The 19694-nt window shown below is 51.8% G+C and carries 20 protein-coding genes; 11 read left to right on the top strand and 9 right to left on the bottom strand.

The window, feature by feature from the left end; all coding sequences use genetic code 11:
* Positions 1-85 precede the first annotated feature (85 nt).
* The 4 genes from trhO to ald all read left to right on the top strand — a co-directional run bounded on the left by trhO (position 86) and on the right by ald (position 4160).
* Positions 86-1027, top strand: coding sequence for an oxygen-dependent tRNA uridine(34) hydroxylase TrhO (gene trhO, locus EVJ29_RS12100; protein ID WP_070329194.1), 942 nt, complete (start codon positions 86-88; stop codon positions 1025-1027).
* A 117-nt stretch (positions 1028-1144) separates the two neighbouring features.
* Entirely contained in the window at positions 1145-1570 is a 426-nt protein-coding gene (locus EVJ29_RS12095) for a divergent PAP2 family protein (protein WP_070329193.1), read from the top strand.
* 104 nt (positions 1571-1674) lie between these two features.
* Positions 1675-2898 (top strand): PucR family transcriptional regulator, encoded by a 1224-nt coding sequence (locus EVJ29_RS12090; protein WP_131465989.1) that lies wholly within the window; start codon positions 1675-1677, stop codon positions 2896-2898.
* A 131-nt stretch (positions 2899-3029) separates the two neighbouring features.
* Positions 3030-4160 (top strand): alanine dehydrogenase, encoded by a 1131-nt coding sequence (gene ald / locus EVJ29_RS12085; RefSeq protein ID WP_071398884.1) that lies wholly within the window; start codon positions 3030-3032, stop codon positions 4158-4160.
* Positions 4161-4232: 72 nt separating this feature from the next.
* Here ald and murB read toward each other — a convergent pair whose 3' ends face one another.
* Positions 4233-5153: a UDP-N-acetylmuramate dehydrogenase gene (murB, locus tag EVJ29_RS12080; RefSeq protein ID WP_131490612.1), complete on the bottom strand. Its 921-nt coding sequence runs from the start codon at positions 5151-5153 to the stop codon at positions 4233-4235.
* A 154-nt stretch (positions 5154-5307) separates the two neighbouring features.
* Positions 5308-5958, bottom strand: a complete 651-nt coding sequence (locus EVJ29_RS12075) for a diacylglycerol/polyprenol kinase family protein (protein WP_070329189.1) — start codon at positions 5956-5958, stop codon at positions 5308-5310.
* A gap of 148 nt (positions 5959-6106) precedes the next feature.
* On the opposite strand from EVJ29_RS12075, the gene EVJ29_RS12070 reads away from it, so the two are divergent.
* Complete coding sequence (locus EVJ29_RS12070; protein ID WP_070329188.1) at positions 6107-6730, top strand: DUF1836 domain-containing protein; 624 nt, start codon at positions 6107-6109, stop codon at positions 6728-6730.
* A gap of 73 nt (positions 6731-6803) precedes the next feature.
* Here the strand turns inward: EVJ29_RS12070 and EVJ29_RS12065 are convergent, their stop codons facing one another.
* Both EVJ29_RS12065 and EVJ29_RS12060 read right to left on the bottom strand, forming a co-directional pair.
* Complete coding sequence (locus EVJ29_RS12065; RefSeq protein ID WP_070329187.1) at positions 6804-7283, bottom strand: hypothetical protein; 480 nt, start codon at positions 7281-7283, stop codon at positions 6804-6806.
* Between the two features lie 218 nt (positions 7284-7501).
* Positions 7502-7987: a restriction endonuclease gene (locus EVJ29_RS12060; RefSeq protein WP_236633536.1), complete on the bottom strand. Its 486-nt coding sequence runs from the start codon at positions 7985-7987 to the stop codon at positions 7502-7504.
* A 135-nt stretch (positions 7988-8122) separates the two neighbouring features.
* On the opposite strand from EVJ29_RS12060, the gene EVJ29_RS12055 reads away from it, so the two are divergent.
* Both EVJ29_RS12055 and EVJ29_RS12050 read left to right on the top strand, forming a co-directional pair.
* Positions 8123-10297 carry a PAS domain-containing sensor histidine kinase gene (locus tag EVJ29_RS12055; protein ID WP_131490610.1) on the top strand — a complete coding sequence of 725 codons (2175 nt, stop codon included), beginning with the start codon at positions 8123-8125 and terminating at the stop codon, positions 10295-10297.
* Positions 10294-11364, top strand: coding sequence for an SDR family oxidoreductase (locus tag EVJ29_RS12050; protein WP_131490609.1), 1071 nt, complete (start codon positions 10294-10296; stop codon positions 11362-11364). The genes EVJ29_RS12055 and EVJ29_RS12050 overlap by 4 nt, the downstream gene beginning before the upstream one ends.
* Positions 11365-11384: 20 nt before the next feature.
* Here the strand turns inward: EVJ29_RS12050 and EVJ29_RS12045 are convergent, their stop codons facing one another.
* Positions 11385-12764, bottom strand: coding sequence for a TrkH family potassium uptake protein (locus tag EVJ29_RS12045; protein ID WP_131505159.1), 1380 nt, complete (start codon positions 12762-12764; stop codon positions 11385-11387).
* A 201-nt stretch (positions 12765-12965) separates the two neighbouring features.
* Between EVJ29_RS12045 and EVJ29_RS12040 the strand changes: the two genes are divergently transcribed.
* The 3 genes from EVJ29_RS12040 to EVJ29_RS12030 all read left to right on the top strand — a co-directional run bounded on the left by EVJ29_RS12040 (position 12966) and on the right by EVJ29_RS12030 (position 14780).
* Complete coding sequence (locus tag EVJ29_RS12040; RefSeq protein ID WP_233589722.1) at positions 12966-13157, top strand: hypothetical protein; 192 nt, start codon at positions 12966-12968, stop codon at positions 13155-13157.
* 86 nt (positions 13158-13243) lie between these two features.
* Entirely contained in the window at positions 13244-14026 is a 783-nt protein-coding gene (gene motA, locus EVJ29_RS12035) for a flagellar motor stator protein MotA (protein WP_070329182.1), read from the top strand.
* Complete coding sequence (locus tag EVJ29_RS12030) at positions 14004-14780, top strand: flagellar motor protein MotB (protein WP_070329181.1); 777 nt, start codon at positions 14004-14006, stop codon at positions 14778-14780. The genes motA and EVJ29_RS12030 overlap by 23 nt, the downstream gene beginning before the upstream one ends.
* 35 nt (positions 14781-14815) lie before the next feature.
* Here the strand turns inward: EVJ29_RS12030 and EVJ29_RS12025 are convergent, their stop codons facing one another.
* From EVJ29_RS12025 to EVJ29_RS12010, 4 genes are all read right to left on the bottom strand, one after another.
* Positions 14816-16240 carry a dihydrolipoyl dehydrogenase family protein gene (locus tag EVJ29_RS12025; protein WP_131505158.1) on the bottom strand — a complete coding sequence of 475 codons (1425 nt, stop codon included), beginning with the start codon at positions 16238-16240 and terminating at the stop codon, positions 14816-14818.
* Positions 16237-16602 carry a DUF1499 domain-containing protein gene (locus EVJ29_RS12020; protein ID WP_070328308.1) on the bottom strand — a complete coding sequence of 122 codons (366 nt, stop codon included), beginning with the start codon at positions 16600-16602 and terminating at the stop codon, positions 16237-16239. Before EVJ29_RS12020 ends, EVJ29_RS12025 begins: the two co-directional genes overlap by 4 nt.
* 65 nt (positions 16603-16667) lie before the next feature.
* A complete protein-coding gene (locus EVJ29_RS12015) occupies positions 16668-18047 on the bottom strand; it encodes a sensor histidine kinase (protein ID WP_070328309.1) in 1380 nt (459 codons plus the stop codon).
* Positions 18044-18736, bottom strand: coding sequence for a response regulator transcription factor (locus tag EVJ29_RS12010; RefSeq protein WP_131457893.1), 693 nt, complete (start codon positions 18734-18736; stop codon positions 18044-18046). Before EVJ29_RS12010 ends, EVJ29_RS12015 begins: the two co-directional genes overlap by 4 nt.
* Before the next feature lie 125 nt (positions 18737-18861).
* Between EVJ29_RS12010 and EVJ29_RS12005 the strand changes: the two genes are divergently transcribed.
* Positions 18862-19683: a Cof-type HAD-IIB family hydrolase gene (locus EVJ29_RS12005; protein ID WP_131465979.1), complete on the top strand. Its 822-nt coding sequence runs from the start codon at positions 18862-18864 to the stop codon at positions 19681-19683.
* The last annotated feature ends 11 nt before the right edge of the window (positions 19684-19694 follow it).

The raw sequence follows: 19694 nt of genomic DNA, 5'->3' as shown, positions 1-19694 counted from the left end.
TGTGGTTGCAGGCAAGTTCATTCGTCGAACGACACAACCCAACGTTCGTTTTCCTGCAAAAAACTGAACACAGGGGAGCAATAACATGGAAACAAAACCAATGCGGGTCTTACTGTACTATAAGTACGTCAACATCGAGGACCCAGAAACACTGACACAACAACACCTCAAGTATTGTAAGGACCTCGGGATCAAAGGACGTATCTTGATTTCTTCCGAAGGAATCAACGGGACGTGCTCGGGCACTTGGGAACAAACCGAACAGTACATGAACGACTTGAAAGCCGATCCATACTTCAGCGACATCGAGTTCAAAATCGATGAAGTCGAAGAGCATGCTTTCAAGAAAATCTTTGTCCGTCACAAACAAGAGCTCGTGACGTGGCGCTTTGATGGCGAGTTCGACGTGCCTAAACAACACGGTGCGTATCTCGAACCGGAAGAATGGAAAGAGATGATGAATCGCGATGATGTCGTCATCCTCGACGTTCGTAACAACTACGAGTACGATCTTGGTCACTTCAAAAATGCGATCAAAATCGACGTAGAGGCTTCTCGTTACATGCCAGACTGGCTCGAGGAGAACAAAGACCTCTACGAAGGGAAAACACTTCTCACGTACTGTACCGGAGGCGTCCGTTGCGAGAAATTTACCGCATATATGCGTGACCAAGGTCACGACAACATCTTCCATTTAAAAGGCGGCGTCGCCATGTACGGCAAGGACGAAGCGACGCAAGGTGAAAACTGGGACGGCGAGCTTTACGTCTTTGACGAGCGCATCAACGTCCCGGTCAACACGGTCAATCCGTCAGTCGTTTCAGCATGTATGCACTGCGGAACGAAGACGGTCCGTTACGTTAATTGTGCCAACCCGGTATGTAACGCCCAACACTTCTGTTGTGAAGAGTGTGAGCCGAAACAGATGCGTTCATGCTCGAAAGAGTGTCAGGAGCATCCACGCAACCGCTTTATCATCGAGAACATCGCGGAAAAACTTCAAGAGACTGAAGGCGTCGTCGGGTAACAAAAATCGACCGAATAGCGTCGCGGGCAAATGCCCGCGACGCTATTTTTGACAGAAACTTTACGTCTAGCGCGGCATGGAATCGGGTATAGTGTAGATACTATTGTCAGACAGGAAGTGACTGAATTGCTCTTTAACGAACCGTTACTCGCCGCAATACTGGCCTGGTTTATCGCCCAGGCGGCCAAACTTGTGACCGAACTCATTCGAACACGTGACTTTGAACTTGAAATCATGTTCGCCTCAGGCGGAATGCCAAGCTCCCACACCTCGACCGTCGTCGCGCTCGCGACCGCGATCGGCCGGGCTGAAGGCCTCGACTCAAGCATGTTCGCCCTCGCGCTCACGTTCGCGACGATCGTCATGTACGACGCGACCGGCGTCCGTCAAGCCGTTGGTTTCCAAGCCCGTCTATTGAACGACTATTTTAAAGGGATCAAGCACGACACGCCGATCTTGAACGAACTCGTCGGCCATACACCGTACCAAGTCATCGTCGGCGCATTGCTTGGCCTCGTCGTCGGACTATTTTTCCCAATGTAAAACGATACACATGTCCAGGCATGTCGGTCCCCTCTCAAAAACTGTCCATCTTTTTGTGAACTTTCACAACAGAGACGGTATAGTGATAGAGAGGAGGAATCGACATGCCTTTTTTACAGAAATCATATGAATCACTCGACACGCTTGCCGAAGCGATCGGGCAAGCGATCCGCGCACCGATCACGATCGAAAATCGCCACCATCAGCTACTCGCCTATAGCACGCATCCCGACTCGACCGACCCGGCTAGGATCGCGACCATCATCGGCCGTCGCGTCCCGGAAGCCGTCATCGAAGATTTGTGGGAAAGCGGTATCCTGCAAGAGCTGATCGACCGAGACGAGCCTGTCGTCATCCCGGCCCGGATGGCCATCGGTCTCGGCGAGCGCGCCGCCGTCGTCATCAAGCAGCAAGAAGACGTGCTCGGCTACATTTGGAGCCTGGCCCGGACGACCCCTTTCTCCGAGCAGGAGCTCACCGTCTTGAAGGAAGGGGCAAGTATTGCCAAGAAACTGCTCATGACGATCGCCATGCACGAACGTCGCATCGATGCCGAACTCGAGCGTTTCTTTTTAGAAGTGCTCGCTTCGCCATACCTCGCTTCCGCACATCGGGAACGCTTGAACGAACTTGCCCCGATTGCCGTCGCGAGTCGCCTGACGATCATCGACTGCTTGCAGCCGATCACTCCGCAATTCGCTGAGCGGTTATTTTATGCGCTTGCGACACAAGAAGCGATCGAGGTCGTCCTCCACGCTATCGACGGCCAACAACTGCTCGTCTGGCATTATATGAAGTCCGAGCTGTCTGAAGAAGAGGGCGCCCTCCTCCAGTGGGCCGGTCGCTTCGAGACCCAGCTTCAAGACAAGTTCACTGACGCCGAACCTCGCCTCGGGATTAGCGGGCGTTTCTTCGAAAGCGATACGCTCTATGCCGCGACCGAGGAAGCAAGACGGGTCACATCGCTACGCCGGAAGTTCCCGTTCGAGCTCGCTAGTGCCCGGGCGTTCGAACAAATTGGCATCTATCAACTCGTCCCCGATTTGTCCAGACGAATCGGCCTGCGCCTCGAGACGCACCCGACGATCGAACGGTTGCAGGCGTATGACCAAGTCCACCGCACCGAACTCGTGACGACGCTTGAATGGTATTTCTATTTTGACGGGAACGTCAAACGAGTCGCCGCCCACCTCCATATCCATCCGAACACGGTCTTGTATCGGATTCGACGGATCGAAGAACTGACGAGCATCACCCAAGTCTCGCTCCCGGAACGGGCCGCTATTTATTTAGCGATCAAGGCCGGACAATATCGTCAAGACGACTGACCCCCACTTTGTGAAAAATCACAAAGTGGGGGTTGTCGCTTTTAGAATCCATGCTAAAGACAGCGATTTCACTTGGGTCTATACTAGAGGTGTGAACAAATTGTGTCAGCAGATAGAAAGGGGAATTACACATGAAAATCGGGGTACTGAAAGAGATTAAAAATAACGAAAACCGCGTCGCGTTGACGCCGATGGGTGCATCAGTCTTGACGGAACTCGGACACGAGGTGCTCGTCGAGACGGGAGCCGGCATCGGGAGCGGCTTCACGAATATGGAGTACATCGACGCTGGGGCAAGCATCGTCGATTCAGCACAGGACGTTTGGGGAGACGTTGAACTCGCCTTGAAAGTAAAAGAGCCACAGCCGTCAGAGTATCAATATTTCCGTTCAGACCTTACGCTCTTCACGTATTTACATTTAGCGGCCGAACCTGAACTCACGAAAGCGCTCGTCGATTCAGGCATGACCGCCATCGCCTACGAGACGGTCGAAGTCGACCGCACGCTTCCGCTGCTCACACCGATGAGCGAAGTCGCAGGACGGATGGCTGCTCAAATCGGGGCGCAAATTTTAGAAAAACCGCATGGCGGCAAAGGGATCCTCTTGTCAGGTCTTCCTGGAGTGCCTCGTGCGAACGTCACCGTCATCGGGGGCGGTGTCGTCGGGATGAACGCGGCCCGCATCGCCATTGGTCTCGGAGCCAACGTGACAATCATGGACATCAGCCCGGCTCGTCTCCGCCAAATCGACGACCAGTTCGGGAACACGATCAACACGCTCATCTCGAACCGCTATAATATCGCGAAGCAAGTCGCCGAAAGCGATCTCGTCATCGGTGCCGTCCTCATCCCGGGCGCGAAAGCACCTAAGCTCGTCACGAAAGAGATGGTGCAACAAATGTCACCGGGGTCCGTCATCGTTGATGTCGCCATCGACCAAGGTGGGATCTGTGAGACGATCGATCATATTACGACGCATGACGCACCGACGTACGAACGCTACGGTGTGCAGCACTATGCCGTCGCCAACATGCCAGGGGCGGTCCCGCGCACGTCGACGCTCGGTTTGACGAACGCGACGATGCCTTATATCGTCGAGTGCGCTCAAAAAGGAATCTTCCCGGCGCTTCGCGAAAATGCAGCGCTCCTCAAAGGGTTGAACGTCATCGACGGTACGGTCACATACGAAGCCGTCGCCCGTGACCTCGGCTACACGTTCGTACCGGCTTCTGAAGCCGTCACGAAGCAGCTCCACGCGTAATCGAACACATCCGAAATATGCGGACAGAAAGACGCCCGAACGGAAAATCCCGTTCGGGCGTCTTTCGTATGTTTATGCGTTTTCAACGGCGATGTCTTCACCGATGATTTTCACCTCAGGTTCAAGTTCAATCTCAAACTTCTGTTTGACCGTCGCTTGGACGTGACGAATGAGCGAGATGTACTCAGTCGCTGTCGCCTGATTGATATTGACGATGAAGCCCGCGTGCTTGAGTGATACTTCCGCCCCGCCGATGCGCTTGCCTTGCAGTCCGCAATCTTGAATCAGTTTACCGGCAAAATAACCGGGCGGGCGCTTGAACACACTACCGCATGACGGATATTCGAGTGGCTGTTTCGATTCACGCTTATGCGTCAAATCGTCCATCACGTCTTTGATCGCTTCATAACCGAGCGGATCGAGTTCGAACGTCGCCTCTAGGACGATCAATCCTTCTTTTGAGACCCGGCTCGTTCGATAATCGAGGTCAAGCTCATCTTTCGAGAGCGTGAGCAGTTCGCCGTCTGGCGTCAAAACGACCGCACTCGCGATCACGTCTTTCGTCTCGCCGCCGTAGGCACCCGCGTTCATGTAGACGGCGCCTCCGACCGTTCCCGGAATACCGCATGCGAACTCCAGTCCAGACAGCTCTTCAGTGAGCGCTTGGCGCGACACGTCGATGATGGCCGCTCCTGCTTGGGCGATGATCCGGTTGCCGTCGCGGCGAATCGTGTTCAACTCGTTCAAGTTCAAGACGATGCCACGCAGGCCGCCGTCTCGAACGATCAAGTTGGACCCGAAACCGAGAATCATGAATGGTACGTTCTCGCGATGGGCGAGCTCAAGGACGGCTTGAACTTCTTCATACGTGTGTGGGGCCACGAAATAATCCGCTTTCCCGCCCAGTTTTGTATATGTGTGTGCTGACAGCGGCTCGTCTTGCTTGAAGCGCTCGGCCGGGATGATTGTGAGTAGTTGGTCTAAAAAGCTCATGCGTTGCCTCAATCCTTTACGGTCTATTTTATTAGTGCCGCAAGCGAAAAAGTTCGCCTCGGACACGTTGCTGAATGGTTTCAGTACGAAACACAGTATACAAATGTTTACCGAGAGTGACAAGCAACGTTTTCTTTACAATCTAGCAAATGGTTTACAACAATAATGATGTCGCGACGGCTACGACAATCGGGATTGTGAAATTATCCCAATCTCGATACGAAATCGCTTCTGTTAGCGTCGCTATGATAGAAATGATAAACCCATAAGTTACCACTTGCCACATCGGAATATCTTTCCACAAAAACAATAAAAAGAGTACCGCGTACGAACTTAAGAACATGGCCATGCTGCCTTGGAACGATCGCTTTTGCCCATACAGGTCATAGATCACCGTCCCGTATTTGCGTCCAATGAGGGCTGCTAAGCCGTCTCCCCATGCCAATACGAGCGAGCCCGCTAAAAAGGCGAGCGGTTCCGTCTCGAAAAAGAAGAACAAGATGACGAGGAGTGCGATCGGGTAATAGACGGTCCCGAGCGACTTCCGCTCGGTCTGATGGACCGGAGACGGGCTCTTATATAGAAGCCACGCGTTTGCGAACGTAAAGAAAACGAGCGGTATGGCGGCGATGTACCATGTGTCCATCAACCAGACGGCGAGCAATGACCAATGCCCGACCGCAATATGTACGCTCTTTCGAATTGTCTCATCCGTCCAGCCGAGGCGCTTGCCAATCTGTTCGAGACCGACGAGAAACACCAGGACAATGACGATGGACAGAATAGAACTGACCCATTCATTCATCCTTGGACCACCTTTATGTGCGATTTTTATACGTATTCATTATACCTTAATCAGGCCAGAACCTAGCTTCCTTTTCAAACATTTGGTAGAATGAGGTCAAATGACTGTATAGCCCGCGAACGAAGTCGGCTATAGAAAGGATGCCTGTATGCGCGATGCAATTTCGATTCAAACGTTGGCTGATTGCCTTCACTATATGCGGGTTGGTGACGTCGATCGGGCCATCTCACTTTTTCCTGAAGAAGTGCGTGAGCATTTCCCGAAAGAGCTTCGTAAAATCCATTTGTTTCATATTGAAAAGAACGGATTGTCGATCAATCAAATCGTGGCCTTGGCCAACACACTGACCGGAGAACATTTGTCCGCGACGACGATTCAAAACTGGACGAAACGCGAAGTTCGCAAAATCATCGGTGTCCCTCGGGTCGGTAAAAAATATTCACTGCAACAGGCTGCGATCATTTATTTGCTAGACGACTTGAAGCATTTGTTTTCGCTCGAAGAGACGAGCTCGCTGCTCGCACTCATCTTCAACAATCCCGACCGCGACGAGGACGACCTCATCTCCCCGATCGACTTCTACCGCTTGTACGCGGAGTATGCCAAGTCGACGAGCCCGATCGAGATGTTAGACACTCGTGCGAAGCGTTCGATCGAGAAGATGGGACATACCCATCCAAACATCATGCACGTCCTGAAGCTTTGTTTGTACGCGCACCGCGTGACGACACTCGAGCTCGAGGCCAAACACTATTTAAGCCGCTTCATTTGAGCCAATCAAATGAAGCTTTTTTTGTGGAACGCAAAAAAACACCAGTCGCAGTGACTGGTGTTCGTCATATTGGTTAGACTGACATGGCGACCGGCATCCGTGATTTGACCGTCAACGTCTTCAAAACTGACAACAACTCGAACATCGAGAGCTGATCCGCCTCTTTCGTCAAACAGAAAGAATCGTCATCTTGTTTGCGAAGTTCCGCCACAAGTTTTCCAGCTTTATCGCGAACACTGAACTTGTAGCGTTCGACATCGTATTGAATCGTGTAGAGACCACGTTCATAGACGTTGTATTCACACTTTTTCCCGAATAACGAGAACTTGTCTTTCAATTGACCAATCGCTTGCCCGTCGTGGTTCATGACGACCCACTTTTGACAGTTCGGGATGTACTTCCCGTGAGCGATTTGTCGACCGGACAAGTTGTGCACTTGAACACTGCCCTCCGTGTCGCGGTGAACAGATCCGATTGCATCATTTGTTTCGTCATAAATGGTCGCCTCGCCTTGCGTAAAGACACAACCTTTTACATAAATTAATTTGCGCACCGCTTTTTCCTCCTACTACGTTCCAACCTCGATTTTTGTGTTTGTTCGGTTGGTCATTCTGTGAAACCCCAATTTAGTTTCTAGTAGTCGTGTTTCTCTGTTCAACTACTACATATTTCATATGACGAAGATGATTATTGCACCGTTTGAGGAAAAAGACAACCCCTTTTTCTTCGACACAATCCGCCAGTCTGTCAAAGCTGTGAACAGGCGCCACTTTAGCGCTTAAATCCAGCCTGTTTGAGCAGCTGTTCGAGCTCTGTTCTTGCAATCAGACGAACTTGATTTGGTTCGGCGAGTTCGTATGCACTATCCGTATAGGACGAGTTCGTGACGACCCATCCTTCGTTCGCCCCGTAGTATGGAACGGACGCGGCTACTTGCTGGACCGCTTCGAGTCCGACAACTTTTTCATAGCGTTTTGCTTGGACCGCGATCGACCAGCCGTCCGACGTTTCAAGGAGCAAATCCGCCCCGAAATCACGTGACGCCGGTGTGACCGTCACGGTGTACCCGAGCGCTGTGAATACTTCTTCTAAAAACAGCTCAAACTCACGGCCGTCCATTCGATCAATCCGATCAATCGTCGACAGGCGCATCCGCCAGATGAGCCAAGCAATCCCGAGAGCGAGCACCGTGACGACGCTCCACATCGGTGCTCCCCACCACCATAATCCGATGGCGATCAATAGGCTAAGCGCCATTCCTTTCACGTCAATCGTCCTCCCTACCGTTTCTTTTATTTACTTTACCGAATCAATGCAGGAAAACAAAGGGTCTTCTGTCGAATGTATTCCAAATGTACCCGTTTGATATAAAGAAGGAGGGATCAAACGTTAATGGAGAAAAGGATGTATCTCCAAAACGAACTGCTGCACGCTTTACCTTACGGCGTCGCGCTGATTACGAAGGACGGTACGATCGTTCAGGCGAATCGTCCGTTCATGGAGCAGTTTCCTGAAGACTTACAGACGAAAACGAATATTTTCCACATGGTCAACCAGTCACCTCTCACCATGGAATTGTCGCGCCGGATGGAGCAAGGACTTCCTTGGATATACGAGATGCCGACGATTCGCGTCCATGCGATCCCATATGAACATATATATATTCTCTCCATCGAGCCGCTCCCGCTCGACACGCGGGTCACGGTCCAACATAACGCCTTTGAGGCGATGATGCATACCGAGCTCGACATGGCGATGATCATGACAGATGCCAATCTGCTCATCAATCGCTTCAATAAAGGAGCGACCGAGCTGTTCGGCTATCAACCTCACGAAGTGCTCTATGAGATGACACCGTTCGCCTTGTTCGAGTCGCGAGAACTGAGTGAGAAGCGAACGCATTATCAAGACGAGACGGAGCGCTTGTTGTCGTTCGAACAGATGCTGCGCGTCGCACTCGATCGTGGAGACCGAGAATGGAAGTTTCAGCGTAAAGATCGTACCCATTTTGTCGGCAAACTGTTCATGCAGCCGGTCTATGAACACAATCAAATCATCGGCTTCTTTTTCTTCGTCTTTGATGTCAGCCCTGAAATCGCGCTCAAAGGCGAACTGCTCCATAAAGAGCAGCGTTACCGCATGTTTGCTGAGTCCGTGATTGAAGCTGTCCTGTTTCACGAAGGGGGAACGATTCTTGACGCGAACAAGGCAGCCGAAACGATTTTCCGTATCCCGGCCGAGGACATGGTCGGACGCCAAACGATCGAATTTATCGCGGAAGGCTACCGGGCCGATGTCCTCAGACGGGTCCGTAATCACATTCAAACCCCGTACGAAGTCATCGGACGGCGCGAGGACGGTACCTTTTTAGAGATGGAAGTCTATCCGAAAGAAGTGACGTTCCAAGGCCAGACGCTCCGCGTCGCCGTCATGCGCGATATTAGTGACCGTAAAAAAGTCGAGCGCATGCTTGAACGAGAGAAAAATGCGATTGCTCGTCAGCGCGACATCATCCAATCGATTCTGCAAGCATCGAACGAGGCGTTCGTCTTGACCGAATCGAACGGTAGTGTCCTGTTCATGAACGTGCATGCCCGGCGCTTACTCGACCTGCCCGGCATCGCTCCGAACAAGATGCAGGAACGCATCCCGCTCCTGACGACATTCCGGAGCCGTGATCGCACTGAAATGTTAAAGAAAATCGACCTCTTGCTCGACGGGTCGGCTCGTGAAGTGTCGCTCCGCTTTTCGATTCCGCAACCGAACGATCGCGACGAACAGTATTATGAGATGTACGGAACCGGAATGGACACAAAACGGCAGATTGGTATGGATAGTGGCTTTTTGTTCGTCTTCCGCAACCGGACCGAAGAAGAGCGGATGGACCAAATCAAAAACGAGTTGGTCAGCACCGTCTCACACGAGTTGAGAACGCCATTATCTTCTCTATCGGGATACATCGAATTGATGCTGACACGTGACTTGTCGAAGGACAAGCGCGAACGTTATTTAAAGACGATGGCGAAAGAAGCGAAGCGGTTGACGGACTTGTTGAACGACTTCCTTGATATTCAGCGCATGGAAGATGGCAATCAAGAGTATAAACAAGACCGCTTCGTCCTGAACGAGCTCGTCCGTGAAGTCGTCGAGCGCTTCCGCGAGACGACTGACCACTCGATTCATTTCGATGATGCCGACGAGTTGCTCGTTCTCGTCGCCGACAAAGACCGGATCGAGCAAGTCATCATCAACTTGCTTTCAAACGCCATCAAGTACTCACCTCACAGTCATGAGATTGAAGTTCGCGTCCGGAAAGAGCACAAGCAAGCCCACGTGTCCGTCCAAGATTTTGGAATCGGGATTCCCGAGCACGCGTTCGAAGAACTGTTCAAAAAATTCTACCGTGTCGACAACTCAGATACGCGTCAAATCGGAGGCACCGGCCTCGGGTTGTCAATCTGTAAGGAGATCATCGAGTCGCACGGCGGCAGCATCGAAGTCGAGTCGAGCGTAGGCGTTGGCTCGACGTTCACGTTCACGTTAGATGTAGCGGAGGAGACGTCATGAATCAATATGCCTTTACCGGTTTCCCAGGATTTTTAGCAGGAAAGCTGATTACCCATCTCGCGACATTGCCAGATCAGATTGGAACGATCTATGCGCTCCATTTACCGGCACAACGACCAGAAGCGCTCGCTTTGAAACAAGAACTGTTGGCCACGACTTCGCTTCAAGACGAGCAGTTAGTGCTTGTTGAAGCCGATATCACACTCCCGGAAGTCATTCTCGACCCGATCATGCGGTCGGTCATCGAACGGGAAGTGAATTATATCTTCCACTTAGCGGCCGCTTATGACTTGAGCATCCCGTATGACGTCGGCTACCGAGTCAACTTGCTCGGGACGAAGCATATGACGGCGTTCGCCAAACGGGCAAAACATTTAAAGCGATACGTCTACTTTAGTACCGCCTACGTCTCCGGACGCCGCCAAGGGACCGTCTATGAGAACGAGCTATGGCATCGGGTCCAGTTTAAAAACCATTACGAGGCTACGAAGTATGAAGCGGAAGCCATCGTCTCCCGTGAACTCGGCTCGATACCCGCGACGATCATCCGTCCCGGTATCGTCATCGGTCATAGCAAGACCGGAGAGACGAAAAAATTCGATGGCGTCTACTTCGTGTTGAAGTTGATGGACCAGTTGCGTCAAGCGGCGCCGCTCCCGTATATCGGACGGCAAAACATCGAAGTGAACCTCGTACCGTATGACTACGTGGTCGAAGCGACTGCTTATCTCGCCCACGCCCCAGTCGGTCTAAAGCGCACGTTCCATTTGACCGACCCGTTCCCGCATGGGGCTCGGGAAGTGTACCGTATGATCCATGAAGCGATGTTTGGTCGCTCGCCTCGCGGAACGATTCCCCATTTCGCCGCAGAAACCGGATTTTCCGCTTTGCAGCTATCGGAACGATATGGGGTTCCAAAAGAACTGCTCGCCTATTTTAAGCATCAAGTCCATTTCGACACGACGCAGACGCTCCGAGCGTTAAACGGGACCGGCATCGTTTGCCCGGATTTACAAGACTACTTGCCTGACATCGTCGCTTATTACAACACACACAAAAAGCCCTGACCAGGGCTTTTTGTGTGTCTTCATCCAATTAACAGCTTCTCTTTCGGATAACGGATCTTCCGGTCCATCTGTCGTGCGACCGTGAACAGAATGGTCAGCGAGCCGACACGGCCGAGGAGCATCATGAACATGATGAACCCTTTCCCGGCGTCATTCAGTTCAGCCGTGATGCCGAGCGAGAGCCCGACCGTTCCGAAGGCAGACACGGTCTCGAACAAGAGGGCGGTCGCCGGAATGTGATCATTCGTCAAAATCGTGAGTGCCGTGATCAACATAATAAAGAAGAAGCTCGAGATGGCGACGACGTATGCTTTCTTGATTTGAAACGCGTCGACCGTCCGCTCGAGAATGACTGTCTCTTTTTTACCGGCGATGAACGCCCACATGTCCGCTAAAATGACAGCGACGGTCGTCACTTTAATACCAGATCCCGTTGATGCCGCTCCGGCCCCGATATACATCAAGATGAGGATTAATCCGATCGACACCGGCGCCATCATCGAGATGTCCACCGTATTGAATCCAGCCGTCCGTGTCGTCACCGCTTGAAAGAACGTGACGTTTAACGCCTCGCCAATCGGGCGGCCGTAAAGTGCACCTTCCACTGATACCCACTCGAATAGCATAAGTCCGAACCAGGCGATTCCGTTGATGACGCCAAGCGAAGCAATCATGATTTTCGAATGCAAAGCGAGTCGCTTCCATCGTTTCACTTCGGTCGCGTCGGCAATCGTCGTGAATCCGAGACCCCCAATCATCAAGAGCATCGAAATCGTGACGACGATGGCCGTATTCTGCTCGAACTGCATCAAGCTGTCGGGCCATAATGCAAAACCTGCGTTATTGAACGCCGAGACGGCATGGAAAAAGCCATAATATAGTGCTTCGCCGAACCGATAATCGCTCGTGCTGTAAAGTTCGACCGTCAAAAATAACATTCCGATGAACTGGACGATGATGGTCGTGAAGACGATGTTGCGGACGAGGCGGACCGTTCCGCCCGGACCTGACAAGTTGAGCGATTCTTGGAGTAAGATGCGCTGTTTTAAGCCGATTTTCTTACCGAGCACACTGAGCAGCATGAGCGCGACCGTCATGAATCCGAGTCCGCCGATTTGAATCAAGGCGACGATGACGAGCTCGCCGAACGTATTGAACGATGAGCCGATGTCGATCGTCGACAGGCCGGTCACCGTGCCTGCTGACGTCGCGATGAAGAGGCAATCGATCCAAGAGACCGGTTCGGTTTGGGCGAATGGCATATACAGCAACGTCGCTCCGATCAAGATGGCGAGTAAAAATCCAGTCGCGATAAATCGGGCCGGTTTTTCAAAGATGAGCCGGTATAGCGCCTCAATTCGTTTAAGGCGCAATTCCCGTACGGTCAATCGATGTCGCATCTCGCTATCTCCTTTAAATCGAGTTTTCTAAGCATCATCTTACTCCTCGACGTGTAAATTGCCAACTAGAAAAATGTATCGCTAACCCTTCCTATATTTTTTTGGTAATATTAGAGATAGACTTTATGAATATTGAGGAGGTTGAATGAAACCGTGGACCCTAGTACGGTAGATCATTCGCTAAAGGATGTCTCGCGAAGGTTGGAGCGTCAATCACAATGTATGCCCGCCCATCTCTATTTCCAGCTCGAAGAACTGTTGAATTGGTCACTTGATCAAGAAGTTATGAATCAATTGTACGCATTATTAAAAAAATACGATGTGCTAACCGATATAGAGCGTGAAGAACGAAATATCAGCATCCAACTGCTGATTGACGAAAACGGCGCTTAACCATCGGAACGCATTTGCGGGAGACGAGTTAAGTCTCTCGCTTTTTTTATATCTTGATTTTTTTTAGAAAGGTGGAAAACATAGACATGGATGTCGTCACTTTAGTCGGACTTTTACTCGGTTTCTTTACGTTAATCGGAGGGATGATTTTGAAAGGAGCGGGGGTCGCTCCGCTGATCAACCCTGCGGCCCTCGTCATTATTTTTGTCGGGACGGCGGCCGCGGTCAGTATCGCCGTTTCGAAAGAACAGCTACAGACGGTACCCCAACTATTTAAGATTTTATTCAAAAAACAAGAACTGCCAAGCAAATCTGGTTTGTTGACGCAATTCGTCGACCTGTCGACGCAGGCACGTAAAGAAGGCCTGCTGTCACTCGAGACGGCACTCGAGCAAGTCGAAGAACCGTTTTTGAAACAAGGCATGATGATGGTCATCGACGGTCAACCGTCTGAATATATCGCCGAAGTGATGTCGCGTGATATCGAGAATATGGAAATACGCCATAAAGCGAACGCTGATGTGTTCACGCAAGCAGGCACGTACGCTCCGACGCTCGGTGTACTTGGAGCCGTCATCGGGCTCGTCGCCGCGCTAAAAGACTTATCCGATATTGATAAACTCGGCTACGCCATCTCCGCCGCCTTTGTCGCGACGCTGTTCGGGATTTTCAGTGGATATGTTCTTTGGTTCCCGTTTGCCAACAAGTTGAAGCAATATTCGAAAAGCGAGGTCGTCGTCAAGGAAATGATGATCGAAGGAATTTTGTCGATTCAAGGCGGAGAGTCACCAAAGACGTTAGAAGATAAGTTGGCCGTGTATTTGTCTCCAAAGGAGCGAGCGAACTATGAAGCGCAAAAAGAAGCATGATCATGAAGAACACATCCCGGAAGGCTGGCTCATCCCTTACGCTGACCTGCTGACGTTACTTCTCGCTTTGTTTATCGTGTTGTTCGCCTCAAGTAACGTCGACCAGACGAAGCTCAATAAGATGTCTCAATCGTTCAATCAAGTGTTCTCAGGCGGCACGAGTGTCTTCCAAGCCTCAACGGCGTCAAACAGTGACATTAGCCGAACGGACAAGACAGATACGACCGCCAATCCGCGGACGTATGAGCTAGCCAAACTCGACGAGTTAAAAGAAGAAGTGAATCAGTACATTAAGAAAAATGGATTAGAAGACGAAATCGAGGCGACCATCAACTCAAGTGGGCTCGTCCTGACGATCCAAGACCGGGCTTTGTTCAGCATGGGGGAAGCGACACTCGACGCTGACGCCCGCACGGTCGCCCAGTCGATCAGCGGCATTCTCGAACAAGCCGGGAATCGAGAAATCGTCGTGTCCGGTCATACCGATAACGTGCCGATCAATACGGCTCGTTTCCCGTCGAACTGGGAACTCAGTTCAGCCCGAGCGACTGCGTTCATGCGAGGTCTGTTGACGAATGAGTCGCTCAATCCGAATCAGTTCACGCTCGCAAGCTACGGGGAATATAAGCCGATTGCGACGAACGAAACGGACGCCGGGCGTTCTAAAAATCGCCGTGTCGAAGTATTGATCAAGCCGCTCGTCGACTTATCAGAAGGTTCACCAAAAATGATCGAAACGCTCGTCTTACCATGAAGAAAAGCCCACTCTGCGACAGAGTGGGCTTTTTGTTAACGTGTCCATTCAAAATATTTTCGGGCGAGCTCGGTGAGCGGGCTCTCGAAGAGCCGCTTCCGCCAGTATAGATCGGCCGCTTTCTTAACGGCCTCGCTCCGCGAAGGATACGGATAGATCATACGTGACAACTTGCCGATTTTATCACCGCGTTGCATCGCATAGACGACAATCTGCATCCAATCGCCAGCCGTCATCCCGACCGCGTGTCCTCCGAGAATCTTGCCGTTCTTCCGGGTGATGATTTTGACGAAGCCTGTCTCTTGGCGATCGGCGACGAACCGATCGACTTCGGACAGCTTCGCCTCAAAGATTTCGATGTCATCCCCGTGACGCTCACGCGCCTCGGCCTCGGTCAATCCGACATGGAACACTTCCGGGTCGGTAAACGTGATCCAAGGCATCTTGCTGTAATCGACCTTGTTCCATAGCCCGAACAAGGCGTTGGCGACGACCGCCTTGCCTTCTTCGCCAGCCGCATGTGTGAACGGTAACGTCTTGATCGTATCTCCGATGGCGAAGATGTGGGACTGTGACGTCCGATACGTCGACGTCACATCGACATAGCCGTCTTTCACGTCGACTTTCGCCCGATCAAGGCGAAGTTCTTCGATGCGTGGAGCACGTCCTGTCGCCATGAGCAGTTTTTCCGCCTCATACTCGACAGTTTCCCCATCGACTTCGGCTGTGACTTTGATGCGTCCTGCCACTTCAGCAATCTGTTTGACCTTGACACCGATTTCTAGATGCAGCGCCATCTCAAGCTGTGAGCGGAGCAACGCACTGACAGACTCGTCTTCTTTCGGCAAGAACGCGTCTTGCGCCTCGAGCACGGTCACTTGGCTACCGAGCCGCGCGAACGACTGTGCCAGCTCAAGTCCGACCGTGCCGGCCCCGATGACGATGATGCTCTCTGGGAGCGTCTCTTCTTCAAACACGTTTTCATTCGTTAAGTAGGAAACGTTGTCCAATCCATCGATTGGCGGGACGGTCGGTTTCGACCCGGTCGCGATGACGAACTTTTTACCGATCAGTAAATCGTCACCGACTTTCAGTTCGTACGGGCTTTGGAACGACGCTTCTCCGATGTATACATCGACCCCGATCTTTTCGAAACGCTCCGTCCCATCGTATTCTTGAATGATCGCCCGCGCTTTGTCGACTCGTGCTTTCGTCGTCTTATAATGATCGCGCCCGTCAAACTCGGCTCCGAGCACACGTGCGGCCTGCATCATCGAACTCGCATCTTTCGAGGCTGCGATGAGCGCCTTCGACGGGATACAGCCGACGTGGAGACAATCGCCACCCAGATGTTTTTTCTTCTCAATCAGTGCGACTTTCACACCTAAATTCGCGGCACCGGCTGCGACCGTCATCCCGGCCGCGCCTCCCCCGATTACAATCAACTGATAGTCCTTCATCCCATCAACCTCCGATATCGTTTGCTTACGTCGTCCATCCGTTTCCGGTTCACACCGAAGTCGGAATGACCGAGTCGTGAAGCAGAACGAAATTCTACTTGTCTCGCTTCATCGTCAAATAAAAATTCCACATCATCTTTAAAACGCATCACTTTCGAAGAGACGACGTAATGGAGCGTGTCCGTCGTCTCCTCGGCAAGCTCCGTCCGAGGTAGCTGCCCCATCACCATTTTGATGGTTTCGACCGTTTGATCGCGGTCTTTTCCATACGGAAGCGGGTCCATGTGCAGCGCTTTGATCGACGTTTGTGTCGATACGGCATTCGGACTTCCTTTCAACGGTTTCAATGTTTTTGCGGCCACGACAAAAAACCTCCCTCATTCTACATACAATTGTATGTATCCTGAATTCGGAAGGTTTAACCCTTTTATTGCAGTTCGCTCGGGTCGAGCGGTAACAGAACTGTCACAGTCGTCCCTTGTCTGACTTCACTTTCGATGACAAGTTTCCCTTCATGCGCCTCGATCAACTCCTTAGCGATCGCAAGGCCGAGGCCGCTGCTGCCTTTCGTCACTTGCGCTTGATAGAACATTTCCGTGATGCGCTGCAAGTGTTCTTTCGAGATGCCAGGTCCTTGATCGATAATCGAGATGAAGGCGACCCGCTCCGACTGGACGAAGCGAACCGTGAGCGTCCCGCCGACTGGTGAGAACCGGATCGCGTTTTCAAGTAAGTTTAAGAATACTTGCTTGAGCCGGTTCTCATCGAATAGACCGACCGACTTGGCCGGGTAGCGCTCGATCAACGTAATCTGCTTATCTTCAAGCGATTGTTTCAGTTGAATCGTTACTTTGCGTAACAGGGAGACGAGATCGAGCTCTTGACGATAGAGCACGAGACGACTCTCCTCGATTTTCGTGTAGTCGAGCAATTGCTCGACGAGACCGATCATTCGCTCGGTCTCCGAATGAATGATACTCAGACCGAGCTCTGTCTCGTCTGACAGTTGTTCGTCCCCGCCTCGGATCGTCTCAGTCCAGCCTTTGATTGAAGTGAGCGGCGTCCTGAGCTCATGGGAGACGTTCGACAAGAATTCGTTGCGCGTCGATTGGTGCTGTTGCACTTTAGCGCCTAAGTAAGTCAGCGTCCGGGCAAGCGCCCCGAGCTCGTGCTTCTCGTTCGAATATACCTCGACGTCGAAATCACCTTGCGCCATCTCGTCAGCCGTCTCAATAATCTCGCGGATCGGACGGACGAAGCGGTCCGCGATTCGGATGACCGCGTATAGCGCCACGAGCCAAATCAAGACACCGATCATGAGGACCGCCATCCAAATCTCGCGGATGAGCGTGTCTAAGTCTGCGAGCGGACGCGTGAAACTGATGGCGAACTCACCCGTTCCCTCGGTCATGATTGGGCTCGTCACCGACAGAAAGTGTTCTTCGTTCACGTCATAGTCTTGGACGACCGACTCTCCTCTAGCGAGACGCTCGAGCTGCTCAGGTGTATACGACGCTTGTTGTGCTCGCTGTCCGGTCGTTTTTATAATCGCGCCAGAGCGGTCGACCATCGTCAAATCCGTACCCGGATACCCGAACGTCCGGACGAGGACCGAGAACGCGCTCGGTGTCTCAAATCCGACTTGCGCCTGTGGATACAAATAAGCACTTGTCGTCGCATGGCTGACCAACGCATCGGACTCATACTCGTAGTAATAACGGTACGTACCGTACGACAGGACGCTTACGAGCAGTAAGAGCACGAGTGTCACGACAATCATCATGCGGATGACGAGCTGTTGTCTCATCCGTCATGTCTCCGCCACTTATAGCCATGCCCCCATAGCGTCTCGATATAGGCCGGATGGCTCGGGTCGTCTTCAATCTTTTGCCGTAAGCGGCGAATGTTGACGTCCACCGTCTTCCGGTCCCCGAAGTAGTTGATGCCCCAAACCGCATCAAGAAGCGCATCACGTGATAAGACGACTTCTTCGTTTTGGACGAGATGACAGATCAAGTCATATTCGGTCGGCGTCAAATCGATCGATTGTCCGTATTTCGTCACTTGTTTCGCCGCCAAGTCGATGGCGAACGGTCCTGACTTGAGACGTTTCTTCTCTTTGCGCTTCACTTTTTCGACGCGTCGCAGGAGCGCATGAATGCGCGCGATGAGCTCGCCCGGGCTGAACGGCTTGGCGATATAGTCGTCCGCCCCTTTCCCGAGACCTTCGATTTTATCTTCTTCAAGCGTGCGTGCCGTCAACATGATGATCCCGACGTTCTCGTCTAAGTCACGAATTGCGGCGCACGCTTCAAAGCCGTCCATCTCAGGCATCATGACGTCTAGCAAGACGATATCGAACGGTTCACGATCGAACGCGGTGACCGCTTCACGGCCGTTCGTTGCCTCAAAGACATCAAATCCGGCTCGTTTTAAATTTACGATGATAAAGCTGCGAATCGCATGCTCATCTTCGGCTACTAATATCCGATTCATATTTCCACCTCTTCTGGAGTTCACTACTCTACATTATAGTTACGTTTTTGCGACAAGGTTGTCAATTGACCTCAAATCGTATTAGGATGGAGTCATTAGATTCTGAAGGAGGACTCCTTACCACTATGAGTTATAACATGATTGTTTTAGATATGGACGATACGCTCCTCACGAGCGACCACACGATTTCCCCTGTCACGAAAGCGGCGTTACTTGACGTCCAAGAACGCGGCCACAAAGTCGTTTTAGCAAGCGGACGTCCGACGTACGCCATGTGGGAAGCAGCTCGTGAACTCGAGCTCGCCAAATATGGTAGTTACATCTTGTCATTCAACGGTGCTTCAATCATCAATTGTGAAACAAATGAAGAAATCTTCTCAAGCACGTTAATGCCAGACACAGTCGCCCACCTCCATGATATCAGTGTCCGGGAGGAAATCGCGATTCATACGTACATCGGTAACGAAATCGTAACCGATCAGCCGAACCCGTATACCGATCTCGAAGGCGAATTGACGGGCATGCCGGTCATCCACGTCAACGATTTCAAAGAAACCGTCACGACCCCTGTCGTCAAATGCCTCATGCTCGGCGATGGAGAAACGCTCGCCCCAATCGAGACGAAGCTACAAGTCGAGCTCGAAGGCAAGCTCGCCGTCGCCCGTTCGAAACCGTTCTTCCTCGAGTTCACGGAAGCCGGTGTGACGAAAGGGACGAGCCTCGCCTTTTTGGCTGACCACGTCGGAATCGACCAAGCACACGTCATCGCTTGCGGAGACGGCAACAACGACTTGACGATGATCGAATGGGCCGGACTCGGTGTCGCCATGGGTAACGCCAACGCCACGGTCAAAGGGAAAGCCGACTTCATCACGAAGTCAAACAATGAAGATGGAATCGCCCACGTCATCGAGACGTACATGAGCAGTGTCGTTACGAATCGTTAAGCAATAACCGT

It is taken from the genome of Exiguobacterium sp. SH4S7 (genome assembly GCF_004336795.1).
Taxonomy (GTDB): Bacteria; Bacillota; Bacilli; order Exiguobacteriales; family Exiguobacteriaceae; genus Exiguobacterium; species Exiguobacterium aurantiacum_A.
The sequence above is the reverse complement of the archived record's forward strand: the minus strand, read 5'-3'. Positions and strand labels throughout refer to the sequence as shown.